This is a genomic window from Cyanobium sp. Aljojuca 7D2 (assembly GCF_024346415.1).
Lineage (GTDB): Bacteria > Cyanobacteriota > Cyanobacteriia > PCC-6307 > Cyanobiaceae > Cyanobium_A.
This window is the reverse complement of sequence record NZ_JAGQCX010000004.1, coordinates 152,894-179,763: the sequence shown is the minus strand read 5'-3', so window position 1 is coordinate 179,763 and position 26,870 is coordinate 152,894. Positions and strand designations below refer to the sequence as shown.

At 64.8% G+C, this 26,870-nt stretch carries 23 protein-coding genes and 1 pseudogene; 17 read left to right on the top strand and 7 right to left on the bottom strand.

Annotated features, from left to right (window positions below):
- Positions 1-8: 8 nt before the first annotated feature.
- The gene (locus KBY57_RS06425) at positions 9-740 is read right to left on the bottom strand and encodes an NAD-dependent epimerase/dehydratase family protein (protein WP_254995062.1); all 732 of its coding nucleotides are present in this window, start codon (positions 738-740) and stop codon (positions 9-11) included.
- On the opposite strand from KBY57_RS06425, the gene ebsA reads away from it, so the two are divergent.
- The 3 genes from ebsA to KBY57_RS06410 are packed head-to-tail and all read left to right on the top strand — an operon-like array spanning position 739 to position 2,881.
- A complete protein-coding gene (ebsA, locus tag KBY57_RS06420) occupies positions 739-1,197 on the top strand; it encodes a type IV pilus biogenesis protein EbsA (protein WP_254995061.1) in 459 nt (152 codons plus the stop codon). The two genes, KBY57_RS06425 and ebsA, sit on opposite strands and share 2 nt — an antisense overlap.
- A 37-nt stretch (positions 1,198-1,234) precedes the next feature.
- Complete coding sequence (locus tag KBY57_RS06415) at positions 1,235-2,332, top strand: phosphotransacetylase family protein (protein WP_254995060.1); 1,098 nt, start codon at positions 1,235-1,237, stop codon at positions 2,330-2,332.
- Between the two features lie 36 nt (positions 2,333-2,368).
- Complete coding sequence (locus KBY57_RS06410; protein ID WP_094560992.1) at positions 2,369-2,881, top strand: DNA recombination-mediator protein A; 513 nt, start codon at positions 2,369-2,371, stop codon at positions 2,879-2,881.
- A gap of 28 nt (positions 2,882-2,909) precedes the next feature.
- Here KBY57_RS06410 and KBY57_RS06405 read toward each other — a convergent pair whose 3' ends face one another.
- Positions 2,910-3,329, bottom strand: a complete 420-nt coding sequence (locus tag KBY57_RS06405; protein WP_094560994.1) for an MAPEG family protein — start codon at positions 3,327-3,329, stop codon at positions 2,910-2,912.
- Between the two features lie 84 nt (positions 3,330-3,413).
- Here KBY57_RS06405 and KBY57_RS06400 point away from each other — a divergent pair, with 84 nt between their 5' ends.
- From KBY57_RS06400 to ggt, 3 genes are read left to right on the top strand one after another with little or no spacing between them, the layout of a single operon-like run.
- Positions 3,414-3,905 (top strand): YajQ family cyclic di-GMP-binding protein, encoded by a 492-nt coding sequence (locus tag KBY57_RS06400; RefSeq protein WP_094560996.1) that lies wholly within the window; start codon positions 3,414-3,416, stop codon positions 3,903-3,905.
- Positions 3,906-7,733 carry a hydantoinase B/oxoprolinase family protein gene (locus tag KBY57_RS06395; RefSeq protein WP_254995059.1) on the top strand — a complete coding sequence of 1,276 codons (3,828 nt, stop codon included), beginning with the start codon at positions 3,906-3,908 and terminating at the stop codon, positions 7,731-7,733.
- Positions 7,730-9,544, top strand: coding sequence for a gamma-glutamyltransferase (gene ggt / locus KBY57_RS06390; protein ID WP_254995058.1), 1,815 nt, complete (start codon positions 7,730-7,732; stop codon positions 9,542-9,544). The genes KBY57_RS06395 and ggt overlap by 4 nt, the downstream gene beginning before the upstream one ends.
- Here ggt and KBY57_RS06385 read toward each other — a convergent pair.
- Complete coding sequence (locus KBY57_RS06385; protein ID WP_254995057.1) at positions 9,516-10,031, bottom strand: DUF308 domain-containing protein; 516 nt, start codon at positions 10,029-10,031, stop codon at positions 9,516-9,518. The two genes, ggt and KBY57_RS06385, sit on opposite strands and share 29 nt — an antisense overlap.
- A 174-nt stretch (positions 10,032-10,205) precedes the next feature.
- Here KBY57_RS06385 and KBY57_RS06380 point away from each other — a divergent pair, with 174 nt between their 5' ends.
- The 8 genes from KBY57_RS06380 to KBY57_RS06345 are packed head-to-tail and all read left to right on the top strand — an operon-like array spanning position 10,206 to position 20,483.
- Positions 10,206-10,703, top strand: coding sequence for a DUF2231 domain-containing protein (locus KBY57_RS06380; RefSeq protein WP_254995056.1), 498 nt, complete (start codon positions 10,206-10,208; stop codon positions 10,701-10,703).
- A complete protein-coding gene (locus KBY57_RS06375; protein WP_254995055.1) occupies positions 10,703-11,332 on the top strand; it encodes a DUF2231 domain-containing protein in 630 nt (209 codons plus the stop codon). Before KBY57_RS06380 ends, KBY57_RS06375 begins: the two co-directional genes overlap by 1 nt.
- Positions 11,329-12,294, top strand: coding sequence for a cytochrome c oxidase subunit II (locus KBY57_RS06370; RefSeq protein WP_254995054.1), 966 nt, complete (start codon positions 11,329-11,331; stop codon positions 12,292-12,294). The genes KBY57_RS06375 and KBY57_RS06370 overlap by 4 nt, the downstream gene beginning before the upstream one ends.
- Before the next feature lie 5 nt (positions 12,295-12,299).
- Entirely contained in the window at positions 12,300-13,976 is a 1,677-nt protein-coding gene (locus KBY57_RS06365; RefSeq protein WP_254995053.1) for a cbb3-type cytochrome c oxidase subunit I, read from the top strand.
- Positions 13,973-14,566 carry a heme-copper oxidase subunit III gene (locus tag KBY57_RS06360; RefSeq protein WP_254995052.1) on the top strand — a complete coding sequence of 198 codons (594 nt, stop codon included), beginning with the start codon at positions 13,973-13,975 and terminating at the stop codon, positions 14,564-14,566. Before KBY57_RS06365 ends, KBY57_RS06360 begins: the two co-directional genes overlap by 4 nt.
- A gap of 11 nt (positions 14,567-14,577) precedes the next feature.
- Positions 14,578-16,095, top strand: coding sequence for a GMC oxidoreductase (locus KBY57_RS06355; RefSeq protein WP_254995051.1), 1,518 nt, complete (start codon positions 14,578-14,580; stop codon positions 16,093-16,095).
- Positions 16,092-18,782, top strand: a complete 2,691-nt coding sequence (locus tag KBY57_RS06350) for an MGH1-like glycoside hydrolase domain-containing protein (protein ID WP_254995050.1) — start codon at positions 16,092-16,094, stop codon at positions 18,780-18,782. Before KBY57_RS06355 ends, KBY57_RS06350 begins: the two co-directional genes overlap by 4 nt.
- 60 nt (positions 18,783-18,842) lie before the next feature.
- Complete coding sequence (locus KBY57_RS06345; protein ID WP_254995049.1) at positions 18,843-20,483, top strand: GMC family oxidoreductase; 1,641 nt, start codon at positions 18,843-18,845, stop codon at positions 20,481-20,483.
- 2 nt (positions 20,484-20,485) lie between these two features.
- Here KBY57_RS06345 and KBY57_RS06340 read toward each other — a convergent pair whose 3' ends face one another.
- From KBY57_RS06340 to KBY57_RS06330, 3 genes are read right to left on the bottom strand one after another with little or no spacing between them, the layout of a single operon-like run.
- Entirely contained in the window at positions 20,486-20,983 is a 498-nt protein-coding gene (locus tag KBY57_RS06340; RefSeq protein WP_254995048.1) for a DoxX family protein, read from the bottom strand.
- A gap of 43 nt (positions 20,984-21,026) precedes the next feature.
- Complete coding sequence (locus KBY57_RS06335; protein ID WP_254995047.1) at positions 21,027-22,004, bottom strand: VOC family protein; 978 nt, start codon at positions 22,002-22,004, stop codon at positions 21,027-21,029.
- Between the two features lie 27 nt (positions 22,005-22,031).
- Positions 22,032-22,973: a DMT family transporter gene (locus tag KBY57_RS06330; RefSeq protein ID WP_254995046.1), complete on the bottom strand. Its 942-nt coding sequence runs from the start codon at positions 22,971-22,973 to the stop codon at positions 22,032-22,034.
- 184 nt (positions 22,974-23,157) lie between these two features.
- Between KBY57_RS06330 and KBY57_RS06325 the strand changes: the two genes are divergently transcribed.
- The 3 genes and pseudogenes from KBY57_RS06325 to KBY57_RS14260 all read left to right on the top strand — a co-directional run.
- On the top strand, positions 23,158-23,973 hold the full coding sequence (locus tag KBY57_RS06325; RefSeq protein ID WP_254995045.1) for an SDR family NAD(P)-dependent oxidoreductase: 816 nt from the start codon (positions 23,158-23,160) through the stop codon (positions 23,971-23,973).
- Positions 23,974-23,999: 26 nt separating this feature from the next.
- Complete coding sequence (locus tag KBY57_RS06320; protein ID WP_254995044.1) at positions 24,000-24,671, top strand: hypothetical protein; 672 nt, start codon at positions 24,000-24,002, stop codon at positions 24,669-24,671.
- Positions 24,672-24,724: 53 nt separating this feature from the next.
- A pseudogene (locus tag KBY57_RS14260) lies at positions 24,725-25,360 on the top strand (ion channel); the annotation flags it as partial.
- Between the two features lie 52 nt (positions 25,361-25,412).
- Here the strand turns inward: KBY57_RS14260 and KBY57_RS06310 are convergent.
- Positions 25,413-26,843: an NAD(P)/FAD-dependent oxidoreductase gene (locus tag KBY57_RS06310; protein ID WP_254995043.1), complete on the bottom strand. Its 1,431-nt coding sequence runs from the start codon at positions 26,841-26,843 to the stop codon at positions 25,413-25,415.
- Between the last annotated feature and the right edge of the window lie 27 nt (positions 26,844-26,870).

Here is a 26,870-nt window from a genome sequence, read left to right as displayed (position 1 = left end):
GCTCCAGCTCAGCGGCTGGGACGCGTTAATGCCTTGAAGTAGGCCCAGCGGCCCAGGCTGGTGAGCGGCATCAGCACGTAGGTGAGGGGGTTGGGGGTGACGATGATCAGGTTGAAGCCCAGGCGGGCCTGGGTCAGCACCTGGGAGGCCACGAAATCAGCCCCCATCACCCCGATCGGGTTGAGGGCGGAGCGGAATGGTCCCAGCACCAGCCGGCGGATCCGCAGGGGCCCCTCGGCTCCTGCCAGATCCAGGGCCCGCAGGCTTACAAGTGTGCCCAGCAGCCGTTTGCTCAGCTCGTAGAGCGGGCTGAAGGCTGGTTGGATCTCCGCCTCGGAGGTGTTGATCCACACCTCCGCCCGGGGGCGGCCGTTGCTGGGCCGCTGCTGCACCACCTCGGCAAACAGCTCCAGCAGCCGCCAGCTGCTGAGGGCGTTGACCTCCAGGGCCAGATCTGTGGTTTCGCGGCTGCGGGCCTGTTGCTGGTTGACACCGTGGTTGAGCACCAGCACATCGACCCGCTCCAGCAGCGGTCGCAGAGCCTGCTCTTCGCCGATTTGCCATGACACCTGCTCGAGCGCGATGGTTTCGCCGGCGTCATCGCGCAGCTCGAGGGGCCGGGTGCTGCTGGTGAGGGCCACCAGCTGGGCGCCCTGGCGCGACCACCGGCGCAGCAACGCCTGTCCGAGGCTGCCGCTGGCGCCGGTCACGGCAACGGTGCACGCATAAGAACTGGACATGGGCCTGGTGCAAACGGCGGCTGAGGTATCACCATGGTGGAATTCCGCCGACGGACTGGCCGCCTGGATGGCTCCTGGCACTCCCCCTGAAGCCGTTGCGCCCCTGGTGCCTCTGTTTGCTCCCTACTGCGGGGGCTTGGTGCATCAGGTGTTGTTGGAGGAGGCGCTGGCCAGCCTGCTGGCTGGCGAGTGGGCCGGCCGGCGGTTGCTGCAGGGCGGCCGCAGCCACGCCTTGCAGCTGCGTTGGAGTGGCGAAACGGCGCCCCTTGAAGTGCTCCACTGCGACCTCACCTTCCCTGCCCTGCCGCAGGTGGCCTACGCCTTTGATCTGCCCTGCCACCAGCTGGTGCAGTGGTTGATGGAGCGGCAAGGGGATGAGCTGCCGTCGAGCTTCTGGCATTGGTTGCTGCTGGGGCAGCCTCCCATCGCCACCGAACCGGTGGGCAGCGCCGCCTAAATTTCACGGTCAAGACATGCCCCAGCGAGGTTGACCGATGGCCCCCACCTTGCTGATCGGGTCCTGCGAAGCCTTCAGCGGCAAATCCGCCGTGGTGTTGGGCCTGGCTCGCCAACTCAGCCGTCAGGGCATTCCTGTGCGGTTTGGCAAACCCCTCGCCACCAGTCTTGATGAGGCGTCCACCGAATGGGGCCAGTCACCCCTGTTGGATGCGGATGTGCGCTTCATCGGCGCCACCCTGGGGCTACCGGAAGCCCATCTGATCCCTTCCTTGCATGTGCTGGATGGGGCGACGGCCCAGCAGCGCTTGGTGCAGGGCGATCTGGAGCCCGGCCCAGGCTTCGCCCTCTTGCGCCAGCAGCTAGCCGAGGCCCCCGATGGTTTGACCCTGCTGGAAGCTGCCGGCAGCCTCCATGAGGGCCTGCTCTATGGCCTCAGCTTGCCCCAGCTGGCCGAGGGCCTCGAGGCCACCGTGGTGCTGGTGCATCCATGGTTGGACAGCCGCAGCATCGATCCGCTGCTGGCTGCCCAGGCCCAGCTCGGTGAGCGCCTGGCGGGGGTGGTGCTCAACGCCGTCAAACCGGAGCTGGTGCCCCAGCTGCGGGCCGAGCTAATACCGGCCCTTGCCCAGCTCGGCTTGCCCGTGCTGGGGGTGATGCCCCAGAGCCCACTGCTGCGCAGCGTCACGGTGGAGGAGCTGGCCCTACGGCTCGGGGCCCAGGTGCTCTGTTGTCCGGAACGGCTCGATCTGTTGGTGGAAACCCTGTCGATCGGTGCCATGAACGTGAACTCGGCGATGGAGTTTTTCCGCCGTCGCCGCAACATGGCCGTGGTAACCGGGGCTGATCGCACTGACATTCAGCTGGCGGCCCTGGAGGCCTCCACCCAGTGCCTGATCCTCACCGGGGCCGGTGAACCCCTGCCCCAGCTGCTCAACCGGGCCGAAGAACTGGACGTGCCCCTGCTCAAGGTCGAGCACGACACCCTCACCACCGTTGAGGTGATTGAGCAGGCCTTTGGCCACGTGCGCCTGCATGAAGCGGTCAAGGCCAGCTTCGCCTTCCGGCTGGTGGAGGAGCATTGCAATTTCGAACCGCTGTTCAGGCGATTGAAGTTGCCCGCGATGGCGAAATAACGCTGCTAGTTTCAAAGCGCAGGCTGCGGGCTACTGGTGACCCGGTCCCTTGATCTTCCGTCGCTCGATCGGATCGACACCCTTGCCCAGGAACTGGCGATGCTCCAGGACCGGAGCAAACGGCGCATTGCCATTTTGGGCAGTCGCCACGTTCCGGTCGTGTCCATCCACCTCGTGGAACTGGTGGCCCGCTCCTTGGCCCAGGAAGGCCACAACCTGATCACATCCGGCGCCCAGGGAGTGAATGCGGCCGTGATCCGCAGCGTGCTGGAGATTGATCCGGCCCGGCTCACCGTGTTGCTGCCCCAGAGCCTCGATCGGCAGCCGGGTGAATCGCGCGACCAGCTGGAGCGGGTGCTGCACCTGGTGGAGAAGCCCGAGCACGACGATCTGCCTCTGCCGATGGCCAGCAGCCTCTGCAACCAGGACATCATCAGCCGCTGCGACCAGCTGATCTGCTACGCCTTCCACGACAGCGAAACCCTGCTGGCCAGCTGCCGCGTGGCCGAGGACATGGGCAAGGTGGTCAGCGTGATGTTCTTCGACTAGGGCCTGGTTGCTAACCGGTGACTGGTTGCTAAGCGCCCAGCACTGCCCTCAGCCCTTCCACGTAGAGCACCCCGGAGCACACCAGGCCGCCAGCCCAGCAGAGGCCGCGAACCGCGGGCACGTTGCCCACGTAGACGCCGATGTAGGCCAGGCGCAGGGCGGGGTGCAGCCAGGCGGCGATCAGGGCCACCGGGCTGCTGACGCCGGCCAGCAAGCACAGCAGGGCTGCTGGAGCATGCAGCGTGAAGGCCTCAAAGCAGTTTTGGTGCGCCCAGGCGGCGCGCTTCCCCCAGGCCGGCAGCCGCTCAAACATCGCCCTCGGGGCGGCCAGGTCGGCCATCTGGAAATTCGCCTGGGAGCGGGCGGCCCCGAGGGGCACGGTGCTGAACACCACCACACCGGCAGCCAGCAGCAGCGACCAGGCAAAGGGGGCGAGGGAGGCACTCATGGCGGCAGGCAGCGTGGACGATGGATCCAGGTTGGCAGGCCGCACCTACGATTCGCGCACGTTTCCGCCCGACCGACCAGCCCCATGGCCGACACCTATTCCTTTGATGTGGTGAGCGATTTCGATCGCCAGGAGCTCGTCAACACGATCGACCAGGTGCGCCGCGACGTGGGCACCCGCTACGACCTCAAGGACTCCAACACCGAGATCGAGGTGGAGGAGACGAGCCTCACCATCACCACCGCCAGTGACATGACCCTCCAGGCCGTGGAGGATGTGCTGCGCCAGAAGGCCACCAAGCGCAATCTCTCACTGAAGATCTTTGACTTCCAGACCCCCGAGCCCGTCGGCGGCAACCGGGTGAAGCAGGTGGTGAAGCTGCGCAAGGGCCTCAGCCAGGAGCTGGCCAAGAGCCTGAGCAAAACCGTCCGCGATGAGCTCAAAAAGGTGACCGTCTCGATCCAGGGCGACAGCCTGCGGATCACCGGCAAGAACAAGGACGACCTGCAACAGGCCATCAGCCTGCTCAAGGCCCAGGACGTGGAGGTGCCGCTGCAGTTCGAGAACTACCGCTGAGTGGCGGGCTGGCGATTCTGGATTGATCGCGGCGGCACCTTCACCGATGTGGTGGGGCGGAGTCCTGCCGGTGAGCTGGTGGTGCGCAAGGTGCTGTCGGTGCAGCCCGCTTGCCCGGGCGATCCGGCCGTGCGGGCCATCGGGGCGGTGCTGGGCCTGCCCCCCAGCGGCGCCCTGCCAGCGGGTTTGGTGCAGGAGGTGCGGCTCGGCACCACCGTGGCCACCAATGCCTTGCTGGAGCGGCGCGGGGCCGGGGTGGTGCTGCTGATCAACCGGGGCTTTGCCGATCTGCTCACCATTGGCGACCAGCACCGCCCGGACATCTTTGCCCTGGCGATCGAGCGGCCCCAGCCCTTGCGCCTGCGGGTGCTGGAGGTGGATGGGCGGCTGGCCGCCGATGGTGCTGAGCTCAAGCCCCTATCGCTGCCCGAGGGGATGCTCGAGCAGTTGCGGGCTGCCCAGGCCGACGGCTACTCCAGCTGCGCCGTGGCCCTACTGCACAGCACCCGCAATCCCTGCCAAGAGCTGCAGCTGGGCGCCTGGCTGGAGCCCCTGGGCTTTGAGGCCGTGGTGCTCTCCCACCAGCTCAGCGGCCAGCCCCGGCTTGTGCCCCGCGGCCAGACCGCCGTGGTGGAGGCGGCGGTGGCGCCGGTGCTGCAGCACTATCTGGGCCAAGTGGGCCAGGCCCTCGGGCCGGATACCCGGTTGCGGGTGATGCGCTCCAGTGGTGCCCTGGCGGCTCCGGAGGTGCTGCTCGCCAAGGACACGATCCTCTCGGGGCCGGCCGGGGGCATGGTGGGGGCCGTGGCTGTGGGCCGTCGGGCCCTGGAGGCTGCGGGCTTGCCGCCCCAGCCGATCGTTGGCTTCGACATGGGTGGCACCTCCACCGATGTCTTTCATTTCGATGACCGGCAGGGCGATCTCGCCTGGGAGCGCAGCCCCGCCACCGAGATCGTTGGCCTGCAGCTGCAGGCGCCGATGCTGCCCATCCACACCGTGGCCGCCGGTGGTGGCTCGATCCTGCGATTCGATGGCCTGCGGCTGCGGGTGGGGCCGGAGTCGGCCGGTGCCGATCCGGGGCCAGCGGCCTACCGCCGCGGCGGCCCGCCCACGATCACCGATGCCAACCTGCTGCTGGGCAGGCTGCCCATCGCAGCCCTGCCGGCTCTGTTCGGTCCCAGCGCCGACCAACCCGCCGATGGTGAGGCCGTGGCGCGGGGGTTTGCCAAGCTGGCGGCCGTGATGGCGGCGGTGGCGCCAGGCATCACGCCCGAGCGGGTGGCCGAGGGGGCGCTGCAGATCGCGATCGAGACGATGGCCGGTGCCCTGCGCCGCATTTCGATTCAGCGCGGCCACGACCTGCGCGAGGCATTGCTGGTGAGCTACGGCGGCGCCGGCGGCCAGCACGCCTGCCGCCTGGCCGAGGTGCTGGGCCTATCGCGGGTGTTGCTCCATCCCCTGGCGGGTGTGCTGTCCGCCTATGGCCTCGGCATGGCCGAGCAGTCGCTGTTGCTGGAGTGCTCACCAAGGCTGCCGCTTGCGCCTGCCTCGTTGCCCGTGTTGCGCCAGCACTGCGCTGGCCTGGTGCGCCGGGGGGTGGATGGGTTGCGGCAGGCGGGAGATCTGGGCCACGCCTCCCCCCAGATCCGGGTGCGGCTGGAGCTGCGGGCGCCCGGCAGTGAGCGGGGGTTGGAGGTGCCCTGGTCGCCCCAGGATTCCGCCCCCGATTCCGCCGCCGATGTGGCCCCTGATGTGGCCGTGTTGGCTGAGCTGCGGCAGGCCTTTGCCGCGAGTCATCAGCAGCGCTACGGCTACTCCCCGGTTGGCGAGGACTGGATTGTGGAGCGGTTGCTGGTCGACATCACCTCCTCCGGTAAGAAGCTGCCCGGTCAGGAGCTGCCCGCTGACGGGACGGAGTCCGGTTGGGCAGCAGGGGGGGATGGGGCTGGAACTGCAAGTGGGGATGGCGCGCCTGCCGCCACCAGCACTCGCCTTTGGCTCGGTGAGCAGCTCGGCTGGCAGAGGGTGCCGCTCTGGCATCGCGACCACTTGCGGCCCCAGCAGCTGCTCCAGGGCCCTGCCCTGGTGATTGATCAAACCACCACCACCGTGCTGGAGCCCGGTTGGCAGGCGTTGGTGCTGGCCGATGGGGCGCTGCTGCTGGAGCGGCAGCCGCGGGCACACCCGGTTTCCGCTGAGCGTTCTGTTGGCGGTTCCGTTGCGAGTTCTGTTTCGAGCCCCGCCGCGCCTGCCGACCCAACCGTTCTGGAGCTCTACAACCACCGCTTTTCGGCCATCGCCGAGCAGATGGGCGGCCGCCTGCAGCAGAGCGCCCGGTCGGTGAACATCCGCGAGCGTCTCGACTTCTCCTGCGCTCTGTTTGACGCCGCCGGGTTGCTGGTGGCCAATGCCCCCCATATTCCGGTGCATCTGGGCTCCATGGGAGACAGCGTGGTCAGCCTGCTCAAAGCGATCGCGCGGGGTGATCGCCCTCCCTTGGCGCCCGGGGATGTGGTGCTCTCCAACAACCCCTACAACGGCGGCACCCATCTGCCGGACATCACGGCCATCACACCCGTGTTCGCGCCAGGATCGGGGCCTGGGGCCCAGGTGCCCGCGTTTTTTGTGGCCTCGCGGGGCCACCATGCCGATGTCGGTGGCATCACCCCCGGTTCGATGCCCGCCTTCAGCCGCACGATCGCGGATGAGGGGCTGCTGCTCGACAACGTGCTGTTCTTCACCAATGGCACCTTCGATGAGGTGTTGTGGCGGCAACGGCTCACTGCCGGTAGCCATCCGGTGCGCAACCCCGACCAATTGCTCGCCGATCTCCAGGCCCAGGTGGCCGCGAATCGCCTGGGGGTAGACGGGCTGGGGCGCCTGATCGATCGCCATGGCCTGCAGGAGGTGCAGGCCTATATGGCCCATGTACAGGCCCATGGGGCCGCGGCAGTGGGCCAGGCCATGGCGCGGCTGCGCAGCGGCCAGGCCCGGGTGGAGCTCGACCATGGCGCCCACATCCAGGTGGCCGTGTCCATCGATGCCCAGGCCGGGCGCGCCCGGGTCGACTTCAGCGGCAGTTCGCCCCAGCACAGCGGCAATCTCAATGCCCCCCTGGCTGTCACCAAGGCGGTGGTGCTCTACGTGTTTCGCTGTTTGGTGGGCGAGTCGATCCCGCTCAATGCCGGCTGCTTCGAGCCCATCGAGCTGATCGTTCCAGAGGGAACCCTGCTGCATCCCCGTTCCCCGGCGGCGGTGGTGGCCGGCAATGTGGAGATCTCCCAGGCGGCGACCAATGCCCTGTTTGCGGCCCTGGGCATCCAGGCCGCGGCTCAGGGCACGATGAACAATCTGAGCTTCGGCAATGCCGATCTTCAGTACTACGAAACGATCTGCGGTGGCACCGGTGCCGGCCGGCATCCAGGAGGCCTGGGCTATGCGGGTGCTTCAGCCGTGCAGAGCCACATGACCAATTCCCGGCTCACCGATCCGGAAATCCTGGAAAGTCGCTTTCCGGTGCGGGTTGAGCGCTTTGCGATCCGCGCCGGCTCCGGTGGGGCTGGCCGGTTCCGTGGTGGCGATGGGGTGGTGCGCCAGCTGCGCTTCCTCGCGCCAATGGACGTTTCCATGATTTCCGGCTCGCGCCGCGTTCCGCCGGCGGGGTTGGCCGGCGGCGAGGCGGGGGCCTGCGGCCGCAACAGCTGGATTGGTGCCGATGGCTCCAGCCGGGAGCTGGAGGGCTGCTTTGAGCAGACGCTGCAGCCCGGGGAGGCGTTGTGCATCGAGACGCCGGGCGGTGGCGGTTACGGAGCGCCAGAGCAACCATGAGCGTTCGCGTTCTGACGCTGGCGATCACGGCGCTGCTGGCCTCCCCGGCCCCGGCCGAGATCCTGCAGGAGCGCAGCCAGCGCTCCCATCCCCAGTGGTCACCGGGCGGCATGGTGGCCAGCCAGGAGCGGTGGGCCTCCCAGGCCGGGGCTGAGATCCTGGCCCGCGGCGGCAACGCGGTGGATGCGGCGGTGGCCACGGCCTTCGCCCTGGCGGTCACCCTGCCCCAGGCCGGCAATCTGGGCGGCGGCGGGTTCCTGGTGCTGTGGCTGCCGGGTCCGTCGCCGGCGGCATCTCGCGGTTGTCTGGCGCTACCTGGAGCGCGGGCTGGGGCCAGCCCCGAACTGCGCCTGGGCCGCGGCACGGCCGTGGCGGTGAACTTCCGCGAAACCGCTCCTTTGGCGGCCACGGCTGGAATGTTTCTCGGCGCCGATGGAGAGGTGGACCGTGCGCGGGCCACCCGCAGTCCATTGAGTGTGGCCGTACCGGGAACGCCCGCCGGGCTGCTGCTCACGCACCGCTGCTACGGCCGGCTGTCCCGGGCTGCGGTGCTGGCGCCGGCCATCCAGCTGGCCAGCCGTGGCTTCCCCGTGGGCAAGGAGTTGGCTGATTCCCTGCAGCAGGCTGCGCCGTTGCTCCGCGCCGACCCCACCTCCACCGAGCTGTTCCTGGCGCGCCCGCTGCGTCCCGGCGACCGCTGGCGCCAGCCCCTGCTCGCCACCAGCCTGCAACGCCTCGCAGTTCAGGGTGAGCGCGGCTTCTACCAGGGGCCGATCGCCGAGGCCCTGGTGGCGATGATGCGCCAACGGGGCGGGCTGATTGGCCATGCCGATCTGAACGGCTACCGGGCTCAGCTGGTGCGCCCCTTGCAGGTGCGGTTTCAGGGCCATCCGGTGCTCACCATGCCGCCCCCCAGTGGTGGTGGGGTCACCCTGGTGCAGCTGCTCCAGGTGCTGGAGCCCCTGCCCCTGGCCCAGCTGGGCCTCAACAGTGCAGCCAGCCTGCACCGGATGGTCGAGGCGATGAACCTCGCCTACCGCGACCGCAACCACTGGCTCGGCGACCCCGACCAGGTGGCCATGCCTCTGGAGCGCCTGCTCAGCCCGGCCCATGCCAACAGCCAGCGCGCCCGCATCAGCAGCGATCGCCATCGTCCGGCGACTGAATTGGCCGCTGAGGGCCCCAGCTCAGGCGGCACCAACACCACCCATCTGTCGGTGGCCGATCGCCAGGGGGGCCTGGTGGCCCTCACCACCACGCTCAACTTCGCCTACGGCAGCGGCATCAGCGTTCCCGGCGCCGGCTTCCTGCTCAACAACGAGATGGACGACTTCACCGCCAAACCCGGTGTGGCCAATGCCTATGGCCTGGTGCAGGGAGCCGCCAATGCCATTGCCCCCGGCAAGCGGCCCCTCAGCTCGATGACGCCCACCCTGGTGTTTCGTGCCGATGGCAGGCCCTGGCTAGCCACCGGCAGCCCAGGGGGTAGCCGCATCATCACCACGGTGTTGCAGGTGCTGCTCAACCGCATGGTGCATGGCTTGAACCTGGCCTCAGCCGTGGCCAGCCCCCGCATTCACTCCCAGCTCTGGCCCGACCAGATCAGCGTGGAACAGGGCCTCAGCTCAGACACCACCGCCAAGCTGGAGGCGCTGGGCCACCGGGTTGTGATCACGGCGGCGATGGGTTCAGCCAACTGCGTGGAGGTGCTGCGTGAGGGGGGCAGCCTGGGGGTCGCCGACCCCAGGCGTCTCGATGCGGCGGCCGTTGGCGACCTGCAACTCAACTGGCCGGCTGACTCGGAGCCGTGATCAGGTTGATGGCGGAGAACCCCAGGCCGATGCCGAACAACATGCCGATCGCCCAGATGCTGTCGGAGGGCCACTCGGCGATCAGCATGCCGCCGAGCACGGCGGTGACGATGCCGTCGAGCAGCACCAGCGCACGGGCAGGGCCCTGGCCGGTGGCCGCGGCAGCCAGTTCCATCACCCCTTCAAAGGCCAGCAGGAAGCCGACGAACAGGGTGAGGCTCACTTCGCTGGCCACCGGGAAGGCGAGCACCCAAACGCCGCCGCCTAAGTAGAGCAGTCCTGAGAGCAGGCGGAAGATTTTGCCCTTGGTGTCGGCCTCGCCGGTGAGGCGCAGCAGCTGGGACACCCCCGCCACCACCGACACGGCGCCCACGGCGATGGTGAGCAGGGTGGCCGAGACGAAGGGCAGCACGATCGACAGCCCGGCTGCGGCGAACAGCAGGGCGGCGGTCACCCAGCGCAGGGTTGGGGAAGCGGGAACCGTCACCGGAGAAACACAGAAGAGTGGCCACGTTAAAGCGCCCGCTTGGCAGGAATTGCAGACTTGATGAGCTGTCGCTGTCAGCAAACCATTACCGCCCTGTAGCAAACCATCACAGCTTGCTAGCCCCTTCGTGATGGCTCTTCAGTGTGGAGATCGATCGTGTTTGGTCAGGGCCCCATGCTTGAGCTGCTGCCGCCGCTCAACGACCACAACCTCCCTTGGATGGACACCATCCATCCGATCGTGGTGCACTTCGTGATCGCCATGGGGCTGATCACGTTTGTGTTTGATCTGATCGGTGTGTTGACCCGCCGGCCAGCGCTGTTTGAGGTCAGTTTCTGGAACCTGCTGTTCGCCACTGCAGCGATTTTTGTGGCGATCATCTTTGGACAGGTGGAGGCGGGGCTGGCCAATCCCTACGGAGCCTCGCGCGATCTGCTCAACCTGCACAGCACGATCGGCTGGTCGCTGGCTGGGGTGTTGTCGCTGATGTCGGGGTGGCGCTTCGTGATCCGCAGCAAGGACCCCCAGCAGCTGCCTCTGGCCTTCCTCGGTGCTGGAGGCCTGCTGACGGCCCTGATCGTGGTGCAGGTCACCCTCGGCAACCAGCTGATCTGGGTGTATGGCCTTCACACGGTGCCGGTGGTGCAGGCGATGCGGGCGGGGCTGGTGTGATGGAAGGCGCACCCACATTTATTCCGGCAGGATCGCCGATCGAGCAGTTGGCAGCCGATCTGGGGCCGAATGGGTTGCCCTATGCCCTGCCGATTCACCCCAACCTGGTGCATCTCACGATCGGCTTGTTCGTGATTGCTATCGCCTTCGATATCGCTGGCGCCCTCTATCCGGTGGAGAAGCGGGTGTTCCGCTTTCTGGCTCTACCCGTGACCCGCGGCGGCTTCCACGATGTGGGTTGGTACAACCTGCTGGCCTGCGCCATCGCTACCTTCTTCACTGTGGCGGCCGGCTTCTTCGAGATGCTGCTGGCGGTGCCCCTGCCAGGGGTCACCAGCACCATCGGGTTACAGAGCATGGAGACGATGCTCTGGCATGGCGTCGGTGGCGTGGTGATCCTGCTGGTGATCGTCGCGATGACCGTGTGGCGGGGCTATCAGCGCTTTGTCTGGCGCAAGGACATGGGCCGTCAGGTGCAGTGGCTCTACCTGCTGGTTGGGCTTGGGCTGTTCCTGGTGATCGGTTTGCACGGCACCCTCGGGGCCGAGTTGGCGGGTGAGTTTGGCGTGCATGTCACCGCCGACCAGCTGCTCGCCGCCGGTGCCGATCTCAAGCAGGCTCTGCCATGACCAACACTCCAGGCCGCTCCCAGCCTCCTGTTGGCTCCCGGCCGGCTATCAGCCGCCTGGGCCTGGTGGCCTTGTTCGGCTGGATCGCCCTGCTGGTGGTGCTGAGCTGGTGGGTGGCAAAGGTCTCCTATCAGTGGCTGCCAGTGCAGGCCTCCAGCGCCGCCCCCCTGGTGGATGGGCTGTTCAGCTTTGAAACCGGTGTCGGCACCTTCGTGTTTGGTGCGGTGGTGTCAGTGATGGTGTGGGTGATCGTGATGCACCGCGCCGATAAGTACGACGAGAGCGATGCGGAGCCCATTGAGGGCAACACCCGCCTCGAAGTGATCTGGACGGCCATCCCCTTCGTGTTGGTGATGGCTATTGCCGTCTACACGATGCGCGTGAACACCAGCCTGGGGGTGTTGGGCCCGATGGAACACATCCACCTGGCCAATCCGATCGAAGATCAGGGCGGCTACCCGGGGGATCGGCTGCCGGCAGAGCAGGTGGAGGTGATTGCCCGGCAGTGGTCATGGGAGTTTCGCTATCCCGAGGCCAACGTCTCCTCCACCGAGCTGCACCTGCCGGTGGATCAGCCCGTCACCTTCCGGCTGGTGTCTAACGATGTGATCCATGGGTTCTACATCCCGGCCTTCCGCCTCAAGCAGGACGTGATTCCCGGCCGGGCGATCAACTTCAATCTCACCCCTATTCGGGAAGGTCGTTATCGCCTGCGGGATTCCCAGTTCAGCGGCACCTGGTTTGCCGCCAACCAGGCCGATGTGGTGGTGGAAAGCGCTGATGCCTATCAGGCCTGGCTCCAGGAGGCTGCCCGTCAGCCCCTGCAGCCCGGGCTCAGCGATGCGATGACGGAATTCGAAGCCCGGCAGCAGCTCAAGAACCCCGGCTGGGCCACGGTGCCGCCGGCTCCACCGCCCCAGGTGAACGTTCCCGGATCCAACACCTTGCCGCACGACGCCTGAGCCCGATGACCTCCGCCACCTTCCCGCCCAGTCCCCCTGAAGAGGCCTCTTGGAGCCGTTATTTCGGCTTCAACACCGATGCCAAAGTGATTGGCATCCAATACATCGTGACGGCCTTTTTCTTCTTCCTGATTGGTGGCCTGCTGGCCATGATTATTCGTGGTGAGTTGATCACGCCTGCCGCCGATCTGGTGGATCGCACCGTGTACAACGGCATCTACACGATGCACGGAACGATCATGTTGTTCCTGTTCATTTTTCCGGTGCTGAACGGGCTCAACAATCTGTTGATTCCCACCATGATCGGTGCCCCTGACATGGTCTTTCCGCGCTTGAATGCGGTGGCTTTCTGGCTGGTTCCGATCTTCGGCGCCCTGTTGATTGCCAGCTTTTTCGTGCCGGGAGGTCCGGCCTATTCCGGCTGGTGGTCCTACCCACCGGTCAGCACCCAGAACCCTCTGGGGCATTTCGTCAATGGCCAGGGGCTCTGGCTCACTGCCGTGGCGCTTTCGGGGGTGTCTTCCATCATGGGGGCGGTGAATTTCGTCACCACGATTCTGCGGATGCGGGCCCCTGGCATGGGCTTCTTCCGTATGCCGGTGTTCTGCTGGACAGCCCTGGCGGCCCAGAGTCTGCAGTTGATCGGTCTGCCGGCTCTCACCGGGGGTGCGGTGATGTTGCTGATGGACCTCAGCTTCGGCACCAGTTTCTATCAGCCGGAAGGGGGCGGCGATCCCGTGCTCTACCAGCACTTCTTCTGGTTCTATTCCCACCCGGCGGTGTATGTGATCATCCTGCCGGTGTTTGGCATCTTCTCCGAGCTGTTCCCCGTCTATTCGCGTAAGCCGCTGTTTGGCTACGTCTACGTCTGCCTGGCCTCGTTCATCATTGTGGGCCTGGGCCTGATCGTGTGGGTGCATCACATGTTCCCCAGTGGGGTGGCCCAGTGGATGCGCAATCTGTTCATGTTCACCACCATGTTGATTGCCGTGCCCACTGGGGTGAAGGTGTTTGCCTGGCTGGGCACGATCTGGCGCGGCAAACTGCGGCTCACCACGCCGATGCTGTTCTGCCTGGGTGGCCTGTTCAACTTCGTGTTTGCCGGCATCACTGGCATCATGCTGGCGACGGTGCCAGTTGATATTCATGTGTCGAACACCTATTTCGTGGTGGGTCACTTCCATTACGTGATCTATGGAGCGGCGGTGATGGGCATCTTTGCCGCCATCTACCACTGGTTTCCCAAGTTCATCGGCCGCATGCCCTATGAGGGGCTGGGCAAACTTCATTTTTTGCTCACCTTCATCGGCGCCAACCTCAACTTCCTGCCCATGCATCCCCTGGGCTTGATGGGCATGCCCCGTCGGGTGTCGAGTTACGACCCGGAATTTGCCTTCTGGAATGTGCTGGCCAGCCTGGGGGCCTTCCTGCTGGGGGTGTCGATCATTCCCTTCCTGCTCAACATGGTGAGTGCCTGGGTGCGGGGGGTGAAGGCTACCCATAACCCTTGGAATGCCATCGGCCTGGAGTGGTTGCTGCCTTCTCCCCCGCCGGAGGACAACTTTGGCGAGCACGTTCCCACCGTGATTTCCCGCCCCTACGGCTATGGCACTGGCAAGCCTCTGGTAGACCATCAGGCCGAGATTGAACAGGCGCTCACCCTCCAGGAGGCCAGCACATGACCGCCACCGTTGATTCGAATAGCCCCCATCCCAACACCGCGCATCCCAAGCACAACCTCACGGGCTTCATCATCTTTCTGTGCTCTGAGAGCGTCATTTTTCTGGCGTTCTTCAGCGGGTTCGCCATTCTGAAAACCAGTGCCCTTAATTGGCTGCCCGTGGGAGTGGAGGGTCTGGAGTGGCGCATGCCCTTGATCAACACCGTGGTGCTGGTGTCGAGTTCCGGCACGATTTGGTTAGCGGAGCGCTGCATGGCCAAGGGCAACCTGCCTGGGTTCCGGGCGTTCTGGCTGGTCACCATGGCCCTGGGGGCCTATTTCCTTTACGGCCAAGCCGTTGAGTGGAGTGGTCTGCAGTTTGGCTTTACCTCAGGCACGTTCGGAGGCACCTTCTATTTGCTCACAGGCTTTCACGGCCTTCATGTGGCCACTGGCGTGTTCCTGATGGGCCTGATGCTGGTGAAGTCGTTCATTCCCCAGAATTATGCGGGGGGAGATCAAGGGGTGCAGGCCACATCCCTCTTTTGGCACTTCGTGGATGTGATCTGGATCATCCTCTTCGTGCTGATTTACGTCTGGCAGCGCACTTGAGCTTTTAATCCATGATTATCGACGACCGCCATTACGACGTCATCATCATCGGCAGCGGTGCAGCCGGCGCCACCATGGCAAGGTCCTTGGCCAATGCCGGTCATGCGGTGCTGTTGCTGGAGCGGGGCCGGCAGATGGCCTTGGCCGACCAGAACGTGGCCGATGTCGACCTCTTCCGCAAGGACCGCTATCACCCCAAGGAGCAGTGGTTTGGTACTGACGGGGACCCTTTCTCTCCCCAGACCATCTATGCGCTCGGCGGCAACACCAAGATCTGGGGTGGTGTGCTGGAGCGCTTGCGCGAACAGGAATTGGCCGGCCTCGCGCTGCAGGACGGGCAGGCGCCGAGCTGGGGGATCAGCTATGCCGACCTCGAGCCCTGGTACAACCAGGCGGAAAGCTTGTATCGCGTGCATGGACAGCGGGGTGTTGATCCCACCGAGCCCCGCTCCAGTGGCGATTACGCCTTCGCTCCCAAACCAGTAGAGCCCTTCTTCGAAGAGCTGCGTCTGGCGTTTGACCGCCAGGGCGTGAATCCCTATCTCCTACCCCAGAGCTGGTCGGAATCGCTGGCGGATCCCTCCGGCGATGCGGAGCTGTTCGGGGTGGATCCGGCCCGCGCTTCAACCGCGGTGGTGGTGCGAACCGGCGCCCAGGTGCAGCGGCTGCATGTCAATCCCACCGGCACGGAGGTGCGGGGTGTAGAGGCCCTGGTGGATGGCCAGAGCTGGTTGTTCATGGGCCATCAGGTGGTGCTGGCGGCTGGGGCTGTCAACAGCGCGGCGATCCTGCTGCGCTCGGCCACCGATCGCCATCCCCGGGGCCTGGCCAACGGCTCCGATCAGGTGGGCCGCAACCTGATGAAGCTGCAGCTCACATCCATCCTGCAGCTCGCCACCGAACCCAATTCGGGCCGCTATGGACGCAGTTACGGCATCAACGACTATCTCTGGGGTGACAAGAACGTTTCCTTCCCGCTGGGTTCGATTCAGAACGGCGGCGGCGTTCTGCAGGATGCCCTGTTTGCTGAGTCGCCGCCGGTGCTCTCGCTGGTGACCAAGCTGCTGCCCAACTTCGGCCTCGAGCAGCTCGCCTCCCGCTCGATCAGCTGGTGGGCCATGAGCCCGGTGCTGCCCGACCCCCACAACCGCGTCAGCCTGCGGGGGGATCGTATTCAGATCACCTATCAGGCCAACAACCGAGAGGCCCATGACCGCCTTGTCTACCGCTGGATCGACACCCTCAAGGCGGTGGAGGCCGATCCGGATTGCCATGTGGTGAAGGAAGCCCCCACCCATCCCCGCGGTGAGGCGCCCCTATCGGCCGTGGGCTACAGCTGCGGCACCTGTCGCATGGGCGACAACCCGGCCACGTCGGTGGTGGATCTGCAGGGCCGCAGCCACGAGGTGGCCAACCTCACCATCGCCGACGCCGGTGTGTTCCCGGCCTGTCCGGCCATGGGCTTCGGTCTCACCGTGATCGCCAATGCCCTGCGCATTGCCGATGGCCTCAAGGCATCCCTGCGATGACGTCAACGCCCCCGGTAACCACCATTCCTGAGGCCGCCCGCATCCTGGAGCGCGACCAGGGCCTCCAGCCCTGGACCCTCTGGGGTAGTTACCTGCCCGATCGCCAGTGGGGCACCGTGCGGGAGGACTACTCCGCCGATGGCGATGCCTGGCGCTCCTTCCCCCACGATCACGCCCGCTCGCGGGTCTATCGCTGGGGAGAGGACGGACTGTTGGGCATCTGCGATGAGCAGTGTCGGCTGTGTTTCTCCCTGGCCCTCTGGAATGGGGTCGATCCGATCCTCAAGGAGCGACCCTTTGGTCTGAGCAACCCCGAGGGCAACCATGGCGAAGACATCAAGGATTACTACTACCACCTCGCCAACACTCCCACCCATAGCTTCATGCGGGGGCTCTACAAATATCCCCAGGCTGAATTCCCCTACCAACAGCTGGTGGATGAAAACGGCCGACGCAGCCGTAGCGAGCCGGAATACGAGCTGGTGGATACGGGCATCTTTGATGCCAACCGCTACTTCGACGTTGCCATTGAATACGCCAAGGGATCAGCCACCGACCTGCTGATCCGTATTCGCGTCACCAACCGCGGGCCCGATCCTGCCCCCCTCACGCTGTTGCCCACCCTGTGGATGCGCAACACCTGGGGCTGGGGCTACCCCGATGAGCAGCGCCAGCCGATGGTCCTGGACGGAGACGCACTGGTTACCGGTGACGTTCCGAATTTGGGGGCCTACGAGCTGCTCTGCCGGGATGGGGGCACCTGGTTGTTCACCGACAACGAGACCAACCACCAGCGCCTCTACGGCCAGCCCAACTCCACCCCTTTTCAGAAGGATGGGTTTCACCGTTATGTGATCGGCGGTGAGGCGGCGGCGATCAATCCAGCCCAGTGCGGCACCAAGGCGGCCCGCTTGTTGCAGCGCACCCTGGCTCCGGCCGAGGAGTGGGTTGTCGAACTGCGCCTGCGGAAACGGGTGGATGGGCGCGTGCCCAGTGGCGATGCCGAATCACCTTTCGGGCCCGCTTTTGATGCGCTGTTCCAGGCGCGGGAGGCGGAGTGTGTGCAGTTCTTTGAGCACACCCTGCCGGGGCTAGACCCCGAGGATCGCTTGATTCACAGCTCCGCCGTGGCGGGGCTGCTGTGGTGCAAGAAGTACTACGGCTGGAGCGTGCTGCGTTGGCTCGAGGGGGACCCCACCCAACCGACTCCGCCTGCCAACCGCTGGCAGTCCGATACGGCCCTGTGGAGTCGGCTCCATGCCCACCATGTGATCTCGATGCCGGATGCCTGGGAGTACCCCTACTTCTGCCAGTGGGACCTGATGTTCCATGCGGTGGCTTTCGCCATCTTCGATCCTGAGGTGGCCAAGCAGCAGGCGATGTTGCTGCGCAGCCCCCACTACACAGCCCCCAGCGCCCAAACCCCCGCCTATGAGTGGGCTCTCTCCGATCCGAATCCGCCGATCGGCGCCTGGGCGGCGATGCGGATTTACCAGATTGATCGCAAACAGAGCGGCCAGGCCGATCAGCCCTTCCTGCGGGCCGCCCTGCGCAAGCTGCTGCTCGAATACGGCTGGTGGGCCAACCGCAACGATCGCTCCGGCGACAACGTGTTTGAAGGGGGCTTTCTGGGTCTCGACAACATCGCCGTGTTTGATCGGCGATTCCCCCTGGCCGATGGCAGCCGCATTGAGCAGTGCGATGGCACGGCCTGGATGGCGTCCCTCAGCCTCAACCTGCTGAACATTGCGGTGGAGCTGAGCCGTGAGGAGCCGGAGTATGCCGACACCTGCGAGCGCTTCGTTTACGACTTCACGCAACTGGCCATCACCCTCAATACTCCTTCAGAAAGAGGCTTCCTGAACTGGGATCACGACGATGGCTTCTACTACGACGTGATCAAGCGGTCCGATGGCAGCACCGACTACCTGCGGACCCGCTCCCTTTCGGGTCTGGTTCCCCTGCTGGCGGTGGCGAGTTTCGACCGTGAAACCGTGGATCGCCTGCCGGTGCTCGATGTGCTCAAAAGCATGGCCTGGTTTGTGCATGAGCGCACCACACCAACGTGGTTGGAGAAGAACCTCGGCCAGTGGCATAACGACCGCATTCTCTACACCCTCGTGCCGGAGGATCGCCTGCGGCGGATCTGTGAACGGATGTTTGATGAAGAGGAGTTCCTCTCCCCCTATGGAATCCGCTCCCTGTCCAAGGTGTACGGCGACCATCCCTATTCGTTCACGGAGGGCTCCGATAGCCAGACCCTGGTCTACAGCCCGGGCGACAGCCCGGTGGCGATGTTTGGGGGCAATTCCAATTGGCGAGGGCCCGTGTGGATGCCGATCAACTTCCTGCTGATTGAGTCCTTGCAGAAATACGCCCATTACTACGGTGACAATTTCAAGGTGGAGTTCCCCACGCGCTCCGGCAACTGGCTCAATCTCTGGGAGGTGTCGCTGGAGCTCGAGAAGCGCCTGGTGGGCCTGTTCAGGCGGGATGAATCCGGGCGGCGGGCCTTCAATGGTGATGTGGATTTGTTCCAGAACGATCCCTACTGGCGGGATCTGATTCAGTTCAACGAATATTTTCACGGAGACAATGGCCGTGGTGTGGGTGCTTCCCACCAGACCGGATGGAGCGCCACCGTCGCCAAGATGGTCAACCAGTTGAGTCGTTATTCCTCTGGTTAACGCTTGATCTGTTCTGCCTTCAAAGCCTCCTGATTCTTCTCCGATTCTTCCAGCTCAGCCATGACCCACGCCTCCCATCCCAACGAGCTTCCCGGTCCTTCCCTGGCCATCTCGCCGTTGCCGGCAGCTTGTCAGTTGGAGGTGGCCGATGGGGCCCACTTTGATGTGGTGATTATTGGCAGTGGTGCCGGTGGTGGCACCCTGGCGCGCCATCTGGCTCCCAGCGGGTTGAAGATTCTGGTGCTGGAGCGGGGCGATTGGCTGCCCCAGGAGCCCCAGAACTGGGATGCGGCGGAAGTGTTTCAGAAGGGGCGCTACGTCTCGAAGGATGTGTGGCACGACAAGCACGGCAAGCCGTTTCAGCCCGGCAGCCATTACTTCGTGGGTGGAGCCACGAAGATGTATGGCGCGGCTCACTTCCGGCTGCGCCAGCAGGATTTTGAGCAGCTCAATCATTTCGATGGCATTTCGCCAGCCTGGCCCCTGCGTTACAGCGACTTTGAGCCCTATTACCAGCGGGCCGAGGAGATGTACCACGTGCACGGCCAGCGGGGGGAAGATCCCACCGAGCCCCCCTGCAGTGGTCCGTACCCCCATCCGCCGGTGGCCCACGAGCCCCGCATTCAACAGCTGGTGGATGATCTGCGCTTGGCTGGATTGCATCCGTTCCACGCCCCCAGTGGGGTGATGCTGGATGAGGCGAACCCCGCCTTCAGCCGCTGTCGCAAATGCAATTGTTGCGATGGATTCCCTTGTCTGGTGCATGCCAAATCCGACGCCGATGTGTTGGGGATGCGGCCGGCCCTGGCAGCGCCGAATGTGTCGCTGCTCACCCGGGCCCAGGTGCGCCGTCTGCAGACCGACGCCTCCGGCCGCAGCGTGCAGGCGGTGGAGCTGGAGCGCGATGGCCAACCGATGACCGTGCGTGGGGATGTGGTGGTGGTGAGCTGTGGGGCTGCCAACAGCGCCCGGCTGCTGTTGATGTCAGCGAACGACCAGCATCCCCGCGGGCTGGCCAACAGCTCAGATCAGGTGGGGCGCAACTACATGTTCCACAACAGCAAGGCCATGGTGGCCCTGGCCCATGAGCCGAACACCACCGTGTTTCAGAAAACCATCTCGATCAATGATTGGTATCTCGGTGATGCCGACTTTGACTACCCGATGGGCAACATCCAGATGACGGGGAAGACCAACGGCACGATCATGAAGGGCTATGCGCCGCTGGAAACCTTCCTGATGCCGGGTTGGTCGATGGACAAAATCGCCGAGCATGCCCTCGATTTCTGGATCTCCTCGGAAGACCTCCCCGATCCCAACAATCGCGTGACCGTGGATGGCGAGGGTCAGATTCATCTGGCCTACACGCCCAACAACCAGACGGCCTCACAGCGACTTTACGGCCGGCTTACTGGGATGCTCGACCGGCTCTATCTCAAAAATCACCTGGTGGAGCGGCAGTTTTATATCAAGAACGACATGTCGATCGCCGCCGTGGGCCATCAGGCCGGCACCTGCCGCTTCGGCAGTGATCCGGCCACCTCGGTGCTGGACCTCAACTGCAAGGCCCACGACCTCGACAACCTCTACGTGGTCGATACCAGCTTCATGCCAACCATCGGCGCGGTGAATCCTTCACTCACCGCGATCGCCAATGCCCTGCGGGTCGGCGACCATCTGCGCGAGCGGCTTGGCCGCTGAGATCAGGCCAGCATCGTTTTGAGCAGATCAGCGATCAGCAGGTTGTCGAGGGAGAACAGGCCGCCACCGCAGCTGGCCAGCACGCCACACATCACCACATACATGGCTGCTTTCTCCCAGCTGGGTGGGTCACCCACTCCCATGGGGCCGGCGTAATCGCCAGGGGGGATCTGGTATGGGTCGGGGCCGATGAATGGAAAGCCCGCCTTGAGCTCAATCACCACTGCGTAAGCCATCGACACCAGAATCGCCAGGGCCGCCAGGGGGGTGAGCAGCCCTGGGATCAGAGCAATGCCCGCGCCCCACATCGAGAAGGCCGAGAGAAAGCAGAGCCATTCGGGCGTTTGCATCGCCGTGGCCCAGGTTTTCAGATTGCGCAGCTTGGGCCAGCCGTGGCGGATGAAGCAGATTCCCAGGAATACCCGCATCACCAGCAGGGACGCCTCGGCCAAGGTGGATGGTGCAGCCGGCACCAGCAGTTCCACCACGGTGATCTCCATCGCGTCTGGGCTGTAGAAGTGTGCTCAAGGTACCCAGATCTGTTTAACCCTGCACCAGTTGCAGTTGGTGGCCATCGGGGTCGGCCAGCTGCAGGGCGCGCTCGCTGCCCACGAGGGCGCCCTGGTCGCCCAGCTCGATCACGCCGCCATGGAGCGGTTGGCCGCCGAAGGCCTCCGCGGCTGTGGCGATGCGATCCAGATCGGCAACCCGCAGCCGGATCTGCCAGTGGGCCTGATCCTGGGTTCCCTGATCTGCGGGCCTGGGTCTGCCGCTATTGGGGGGCTGGTAGTTGAGGCATTCCACGCCGGCGCCTTTAGGGCAGCGGTGGCTGGTGATGCGCACCCGGGTGTCCGTCAGGCCATCGAGCCGATCCTGGGTGGGGCCGCTGTTCATTCCATCTCCGCCCAGCTTCAGGCCCAGCAGTTCGTCGTAGAAGTGGCAGCTGCGCGGGGTGTCGGCCACAGAGAGAGCGCTGTGGTCGATCCCCAGGAAGGGGGCGCTGGCTGGCGGGGGGGCATGCCAGCGGGCCTCGCCCTTATCGGGGGGAAACTGCAGCAGCTCCAGGTTGTGGCCCTCCGGATCGCGAAACTTGAAGGCCTGGATGCCGGCGGCGGCCGTGTTCCACGCCGGCAGGGTCTGGGGGGCGGTGGACACACCCACCAGGGAGCCGTTGGCAATCGTCCGGCGCGCTGGAGCGCTGGCGGCGTTCAGATCGCTCACCACGATGCAGATGTGTTGAAACCAGAGGTCGCAGCTGCGGGAATCGGCCGGAATCGGGCGCCCGGGCCGCAGGCCCTCGCCCAGGCTCAGCACCTCGGTGAGCTCCAGGGTTTCGTCGCCCAGGTGCAGCCGCACCAGCTTCAGCCGTGAGCCGGGCAGGCCCACCAATTGGGCGTAGGGGCCGGCTTCCACCAGCAGGCTTTCGCCCCGCCTGAAGCCCAGGCTGGTTTCGAAGAAATCGGCAGTGGCGTCAGCGTTGGCCGTGGTGAAGCCGATCTGGAGCAGGTGTGGGAGAGGCATCAGCAAGGGAGTGCGGCAAGCGAGGCCTCAGGGCGTCGTGGTGGTGGGCTGCAAGGGGAGCGTCTGCGGGGGAGGAGCCTGTCTGAGGATGCTTAGCACTCCTCCGAGGCAGATGAACAGAGTGCCCACGACAACACTGAGAGTGGGAATCTGCTGAAACCAGATCCAACCGATCAGACCGGCAAAGATGACCGAGGAATACTGAAAAGCTCCAATGGAACTGGGATCCGCAAAGCTGTAGGCCTTGATCAACAGGAACTGAAAGCTCAGAAGGCAGGTTGCGGAAGCCAGAACCAGCAGGCCCTGGGCAAGGCTGATGGCATGGAAATGTCCCACCATCGCCACGGAGGCGATCGCCGTGCCAACCGTCAGGAAATACCACAACTGAGTCAGTGGTGATTCGGTGCGATTGAGTCCTTTGACAGTGAGGAATTCCACGGCGCAAATGAGTCCTGCCGCCAGCCCGAGGAGATCACCTGGTTGGTTGAGAACGCTGGCACTCGGCTTGACGACGATCACCATGCCCGAAAAGCCGACGGCCAGGGCGATCCAGAGCTTGCGGGGAATGCGCTGCTTGAGCACCAACCAGGCCAGCAGCGGAATAAACAGCGGCGTGGTGTTGAGCAGCACGTTGGCGTTCACCAGGTTGACCAGCTTGGCGGCGGTCATGAACAGCAGAAATCCGCCCATGCCCGTGCCGGCGCGCAGCAGATGCAGGTGGAGGGTCCCGGTTGGTAGATCGCGTCCTCCTCGGGCCATCAGCACGGGCACCAGCAGGATCAGGGCCAGCAGAAAGGTGAGCCAGGTGAACATCAGTGCATCCATGGCCGAACCCACGGCCCGGGCGAAGGCGCTCTGAAGGGTGTTGGCCAGGAAGGCGGCTACCAGGAGCATGGCCCCCTTGAGCATTGAGCCCTTGGCGATCGAGTCGGAATGGCTACCCGCTGTGGTGGCAACCGAGTCACCCATGTCGTTTCCTTGAGCGCTCTCCATGTCAGTCGCCCGTTGGAGGCGCTCAGATTAGGGGGCTGATCTGGGGTTGGCGATCGACCATGGCTGCTGTCTCCATGCGGTGCCGGTGTTGCTGGTGTTGCAGCCTGCAGCGCGAGGGCTCCGACCTAGGTACCGTGCGGCCAATAAGTCAGCTTCATCCATGAGTGCTAGCTCCAGCACCAATCCCCTGGCGGGCCAGAGCCTCTCCAGCTTCCTGCAGGGCAAGGTGGCCATCGTGACCGGTGGCAACAGCGGCATCGGCAAGGCGATCGTTGAAAATCTGGCCGAACTCGGCGCCAAGGTGGTGATCGACTACCGCTCCCATCCCGAGGCCACAGAGGAGCTGGAGCGGGAGATCGGCAGCTATGGGGGCAGCAGCTTCGGCGTTCAGGCCGATGTGTCGAAGCTGGATGATCTGCAGCGGCTGGTGCAGGCCGCGGTCGACAAGTATGGCCGCCTCGACGTAATGGTGAACAATGCCGGCGTCGAGACCCGCACTTCGATCCTCAACACCACACCCGATGATTTCGACAAGGTACTTGACGTCAATTTGCGGGGTGTGTTCTTTGCCTGTCAATACGCCGCCAAGCAGATGATCGCCCAGGGCGGCGGCGGCCGGATCATCAACATCTCCTCGGTGCATGAAGACTGGCCCATGCCGGAGAACACCCCTTATTGCTGTGCCAAGGGAGGGGTGCGCATGCTGACGCGCACCGCCGCGCTGGAACTGGCCTCCCATGGCATCACGATGGTGAATGTGGGCCCTGGAGCTGTGGCCACGCCGATCAACGACTCCACCATGAACAATCCGGAGTTGCTGGCCAAACTCGATGCGGCCATTCCCCTGGGGCGGATGGCCCAGCCCGAGGAGATCGCCCGGGTGGTGGGCTTCCTGGCCAGTGACGCGGCCAGCTACATCACAGCCACCACGATCTTTGCCGACGGCGGCATCATGCAGAGCAGCCCCGGTCTGTGAGCTGCCGCTGAATCCGAGAGGTCAGGATGCGCCTGACACGCGTTGATATCACCCGGCTGCGCAACCGGCATCGGGGCTATCTGATCACCCTGGCGGTGGAGGTGGCCCTGCTGCTGCTGTTGCCACTGGCGCAGGTTCATCTCTGGCTGCTGTCAGCGATGTTGATCGTGCTGGCGTTGATGTTGATGGTGTTTGTGAGCCGTTATTCACTGCTGCGCAAAACCCGTCCGCTGATCTATGGCCTGGGGGGGCTGGCGATTGCTCTGGAAGTTGTCTGGCATGTCGCCCTGAATGGGATGCCGCTGCTGGGCCGTGCGCTCACCATCCCCCACGTCATCGTGTGGCTGGTATTTCTGACACTCGCGGTGATCCGCATGGTCAAGACTCTGACCCGAGAGCCGTTTGTGACGGTGTCGGTGGTGATGGGGGCGGCATCGGGCTATCTGCTGGTAGGCCTGGCGGGGGGGCTGCTGCTCACGGCCCTGTGGGTGCTGCATCCGGCAGCGTTCGACCTGACGTCTCTGCCGCCGCTACCCCCGTCGTCGGGGGCCAACGTGGCGGTGGCTCCGGCGCTGATGGCCGCTGCCTTCGCCATGCTCACCACCATCGGCACCAGCGTGCTCCACACCAGCAATGTGGCCGGCCAGGTGGTGACCACGGTGATCACCTGGCCGGCCAGCTCTACGTGGCCATCCTGATTGCCCTCATCCTGGGCCGCTTTCGCTGGCGAGCCTGATCTAACCAATCCCCGATGCAACGCCGACACCGTTTTTATCGCCACCTTTTCGTTGTTTCTGTGGTGGTGATGGCCTCTATGGCCTTGCCCTTTCCCCTCCATCGGGTTGGCATGTTGGGAACGGTGGCCCTGATGGCATTGCTCGCCGTGGAGTTGGGTCAGGCCGTTCGTGCCCGTCAAACCTTTCGCCATTGGAATGACAACGTCTACCGCCAAACCGGTTTGATGATGCTCCTGTTTCAATGCCTCTGGTTGTTCAGCCCATTAACGTTCGCCTTCATCGGTTTTCCGGTGTTGGTTGTAACCACGGCGTTCATTTTCTGGAGTCTGCGCCGGCTGCTGATCTGCCTGGCCCAGGAAACGCGCATTGGCATGGATGTTCTGGCTGGGGCCGTGGCCGGTTATTTGCTGCTGGGAATCAGTGGCGGCTTGCTGTTCGGGGTTTTGGAAACGGTGGCGCCGGGTAGTTTTATCAACCAGGCCGATGGCGGCCGTGAGTTGTTGTTGAGCGGCCTGGCTGCCAATGACGCGGGGATTCAGGTGTGGAACCTGAATTTCACCCGCATCAACTATTTCGCCTTCGTCAGCCTCACCACGGTGGGTTATGGCGACATCATTCCGGGCACACCGCCAGCCCAGATGGCAAGTGTGGCCCTGAGCATTTCCGGACCGCTCTATCTGGCGATCGTGATGGGCCTGCTGATCAGCCGCTACACCCTGCAGAGTGAGCAGGAGGATCGGTGGGGGGCATCCCATTCGCGTCATGGGAGTCACCAGGGACTGACTCCAGACCGACATCCACGTTCAGATGCTGATTCGGACGACCCGTGATCAGCATCGAGGCCCGCTGACGGGTGGCGATCGCCCACAACCATTTGGTGAGCAGGGTCAACCGATTTTCATTGGCGGGCATGAACATCAGGTGGGCTAGGCCCCAGAGAATCCAGCCCGGCAGACCACTCACCTTGAGGCCGCGCAGGTCGGCGACCGCATGGAGTGGACCCAGCACCGCCATGGTGCCGAAATCGGTGAACGCAAACGCCTTGTGGGAGCGGCCCTGGATCTGGGCCACGATGTCGGCTGCCACCCAGCCGCCCATCTGCACGGCGGGACCGGCCATGCCGGGTAGAGGTTTGCCGTCCGCGGTGTGGCTGTAGGCGCAGAGGTCGCCGATCACGCGGATCTCCGGATGATCCGGGATCGAGAAGTTGGGCTCCACCACCACCCGTCCGCCCCGGTCGACGGGGCAACCGCTGGCATTGGCCAGCACCTGGCCCAGATGGGAGGCCCGCACGCCGGCGGTCCAGCAGATGGTGGCGGCCTCCAGGGTGCGGGGGCCGTCGGCCGTGTTCACCACCACCTTGCCGGCCTCGATCGTTTGCACCCGCCCGCCCAGCAGCAGCTCCACCCCGGCCGACTGCAGGTAGCTGCCGGCAGCTGCCGACAGGCTGGGGTCCATGGCCCGCAGCACCCGGTCGCCCGGGTCCACCAGGGTGACCTTGGTCTGGCGAGGATCCAGCTGCTTGAAGTCGCGGCCCAGGGCATGGGCCATCAGCTCCATCAGGGAGCCGGAGAGTTCGCAGCCCGAGGGCCCGCCCCCCACCACCACGCCGGATTGCAGAAAGGCACGGCGCGCTGGATCGGGGGTCTGCTCGGCTTCTTCGAGGGCCAGCAGCACCCGCCGGCGGATTTCATCGGCGTGCTCGAGGATCTTCATCGGCGGCGCCGACTCGCGCCACTCGTCGTGGCCGAAGTAGCTGCTACCAGAGCCGGCCGCCAGGATCAGGTGGTCATAGGCCAGCTGCCGATCGTTGAACACGATCTGGCGGGCCTTGACGTCGATCTCTTCGACCTCGCCCAGCAGCACCTGCACGTTCGGGGCCTGGCCCACCATTTGGCGCAGGGGCGAGGCCACGTCGCCCTCCGACACCAGTCCGGTGGCCACCTGGTAGAGCAGCGGCTGGAACAGGTTGAAGTTGCGCTTGTCGATCAGGGTGACCCGCACTGGTTGATTGGTCAGGGCGTGGCAGGCCTTCAGTCCGGCGAAGCCGCCGCCCACGATCACCACATGGGGCAGTTGTTTGAGGGTGGCGTCGGGCGGATCCAGTTCCAGGAAGAAGCGTTCGCGGGCCATCATTCCCAGAACAGTGGCTTCAAGGTA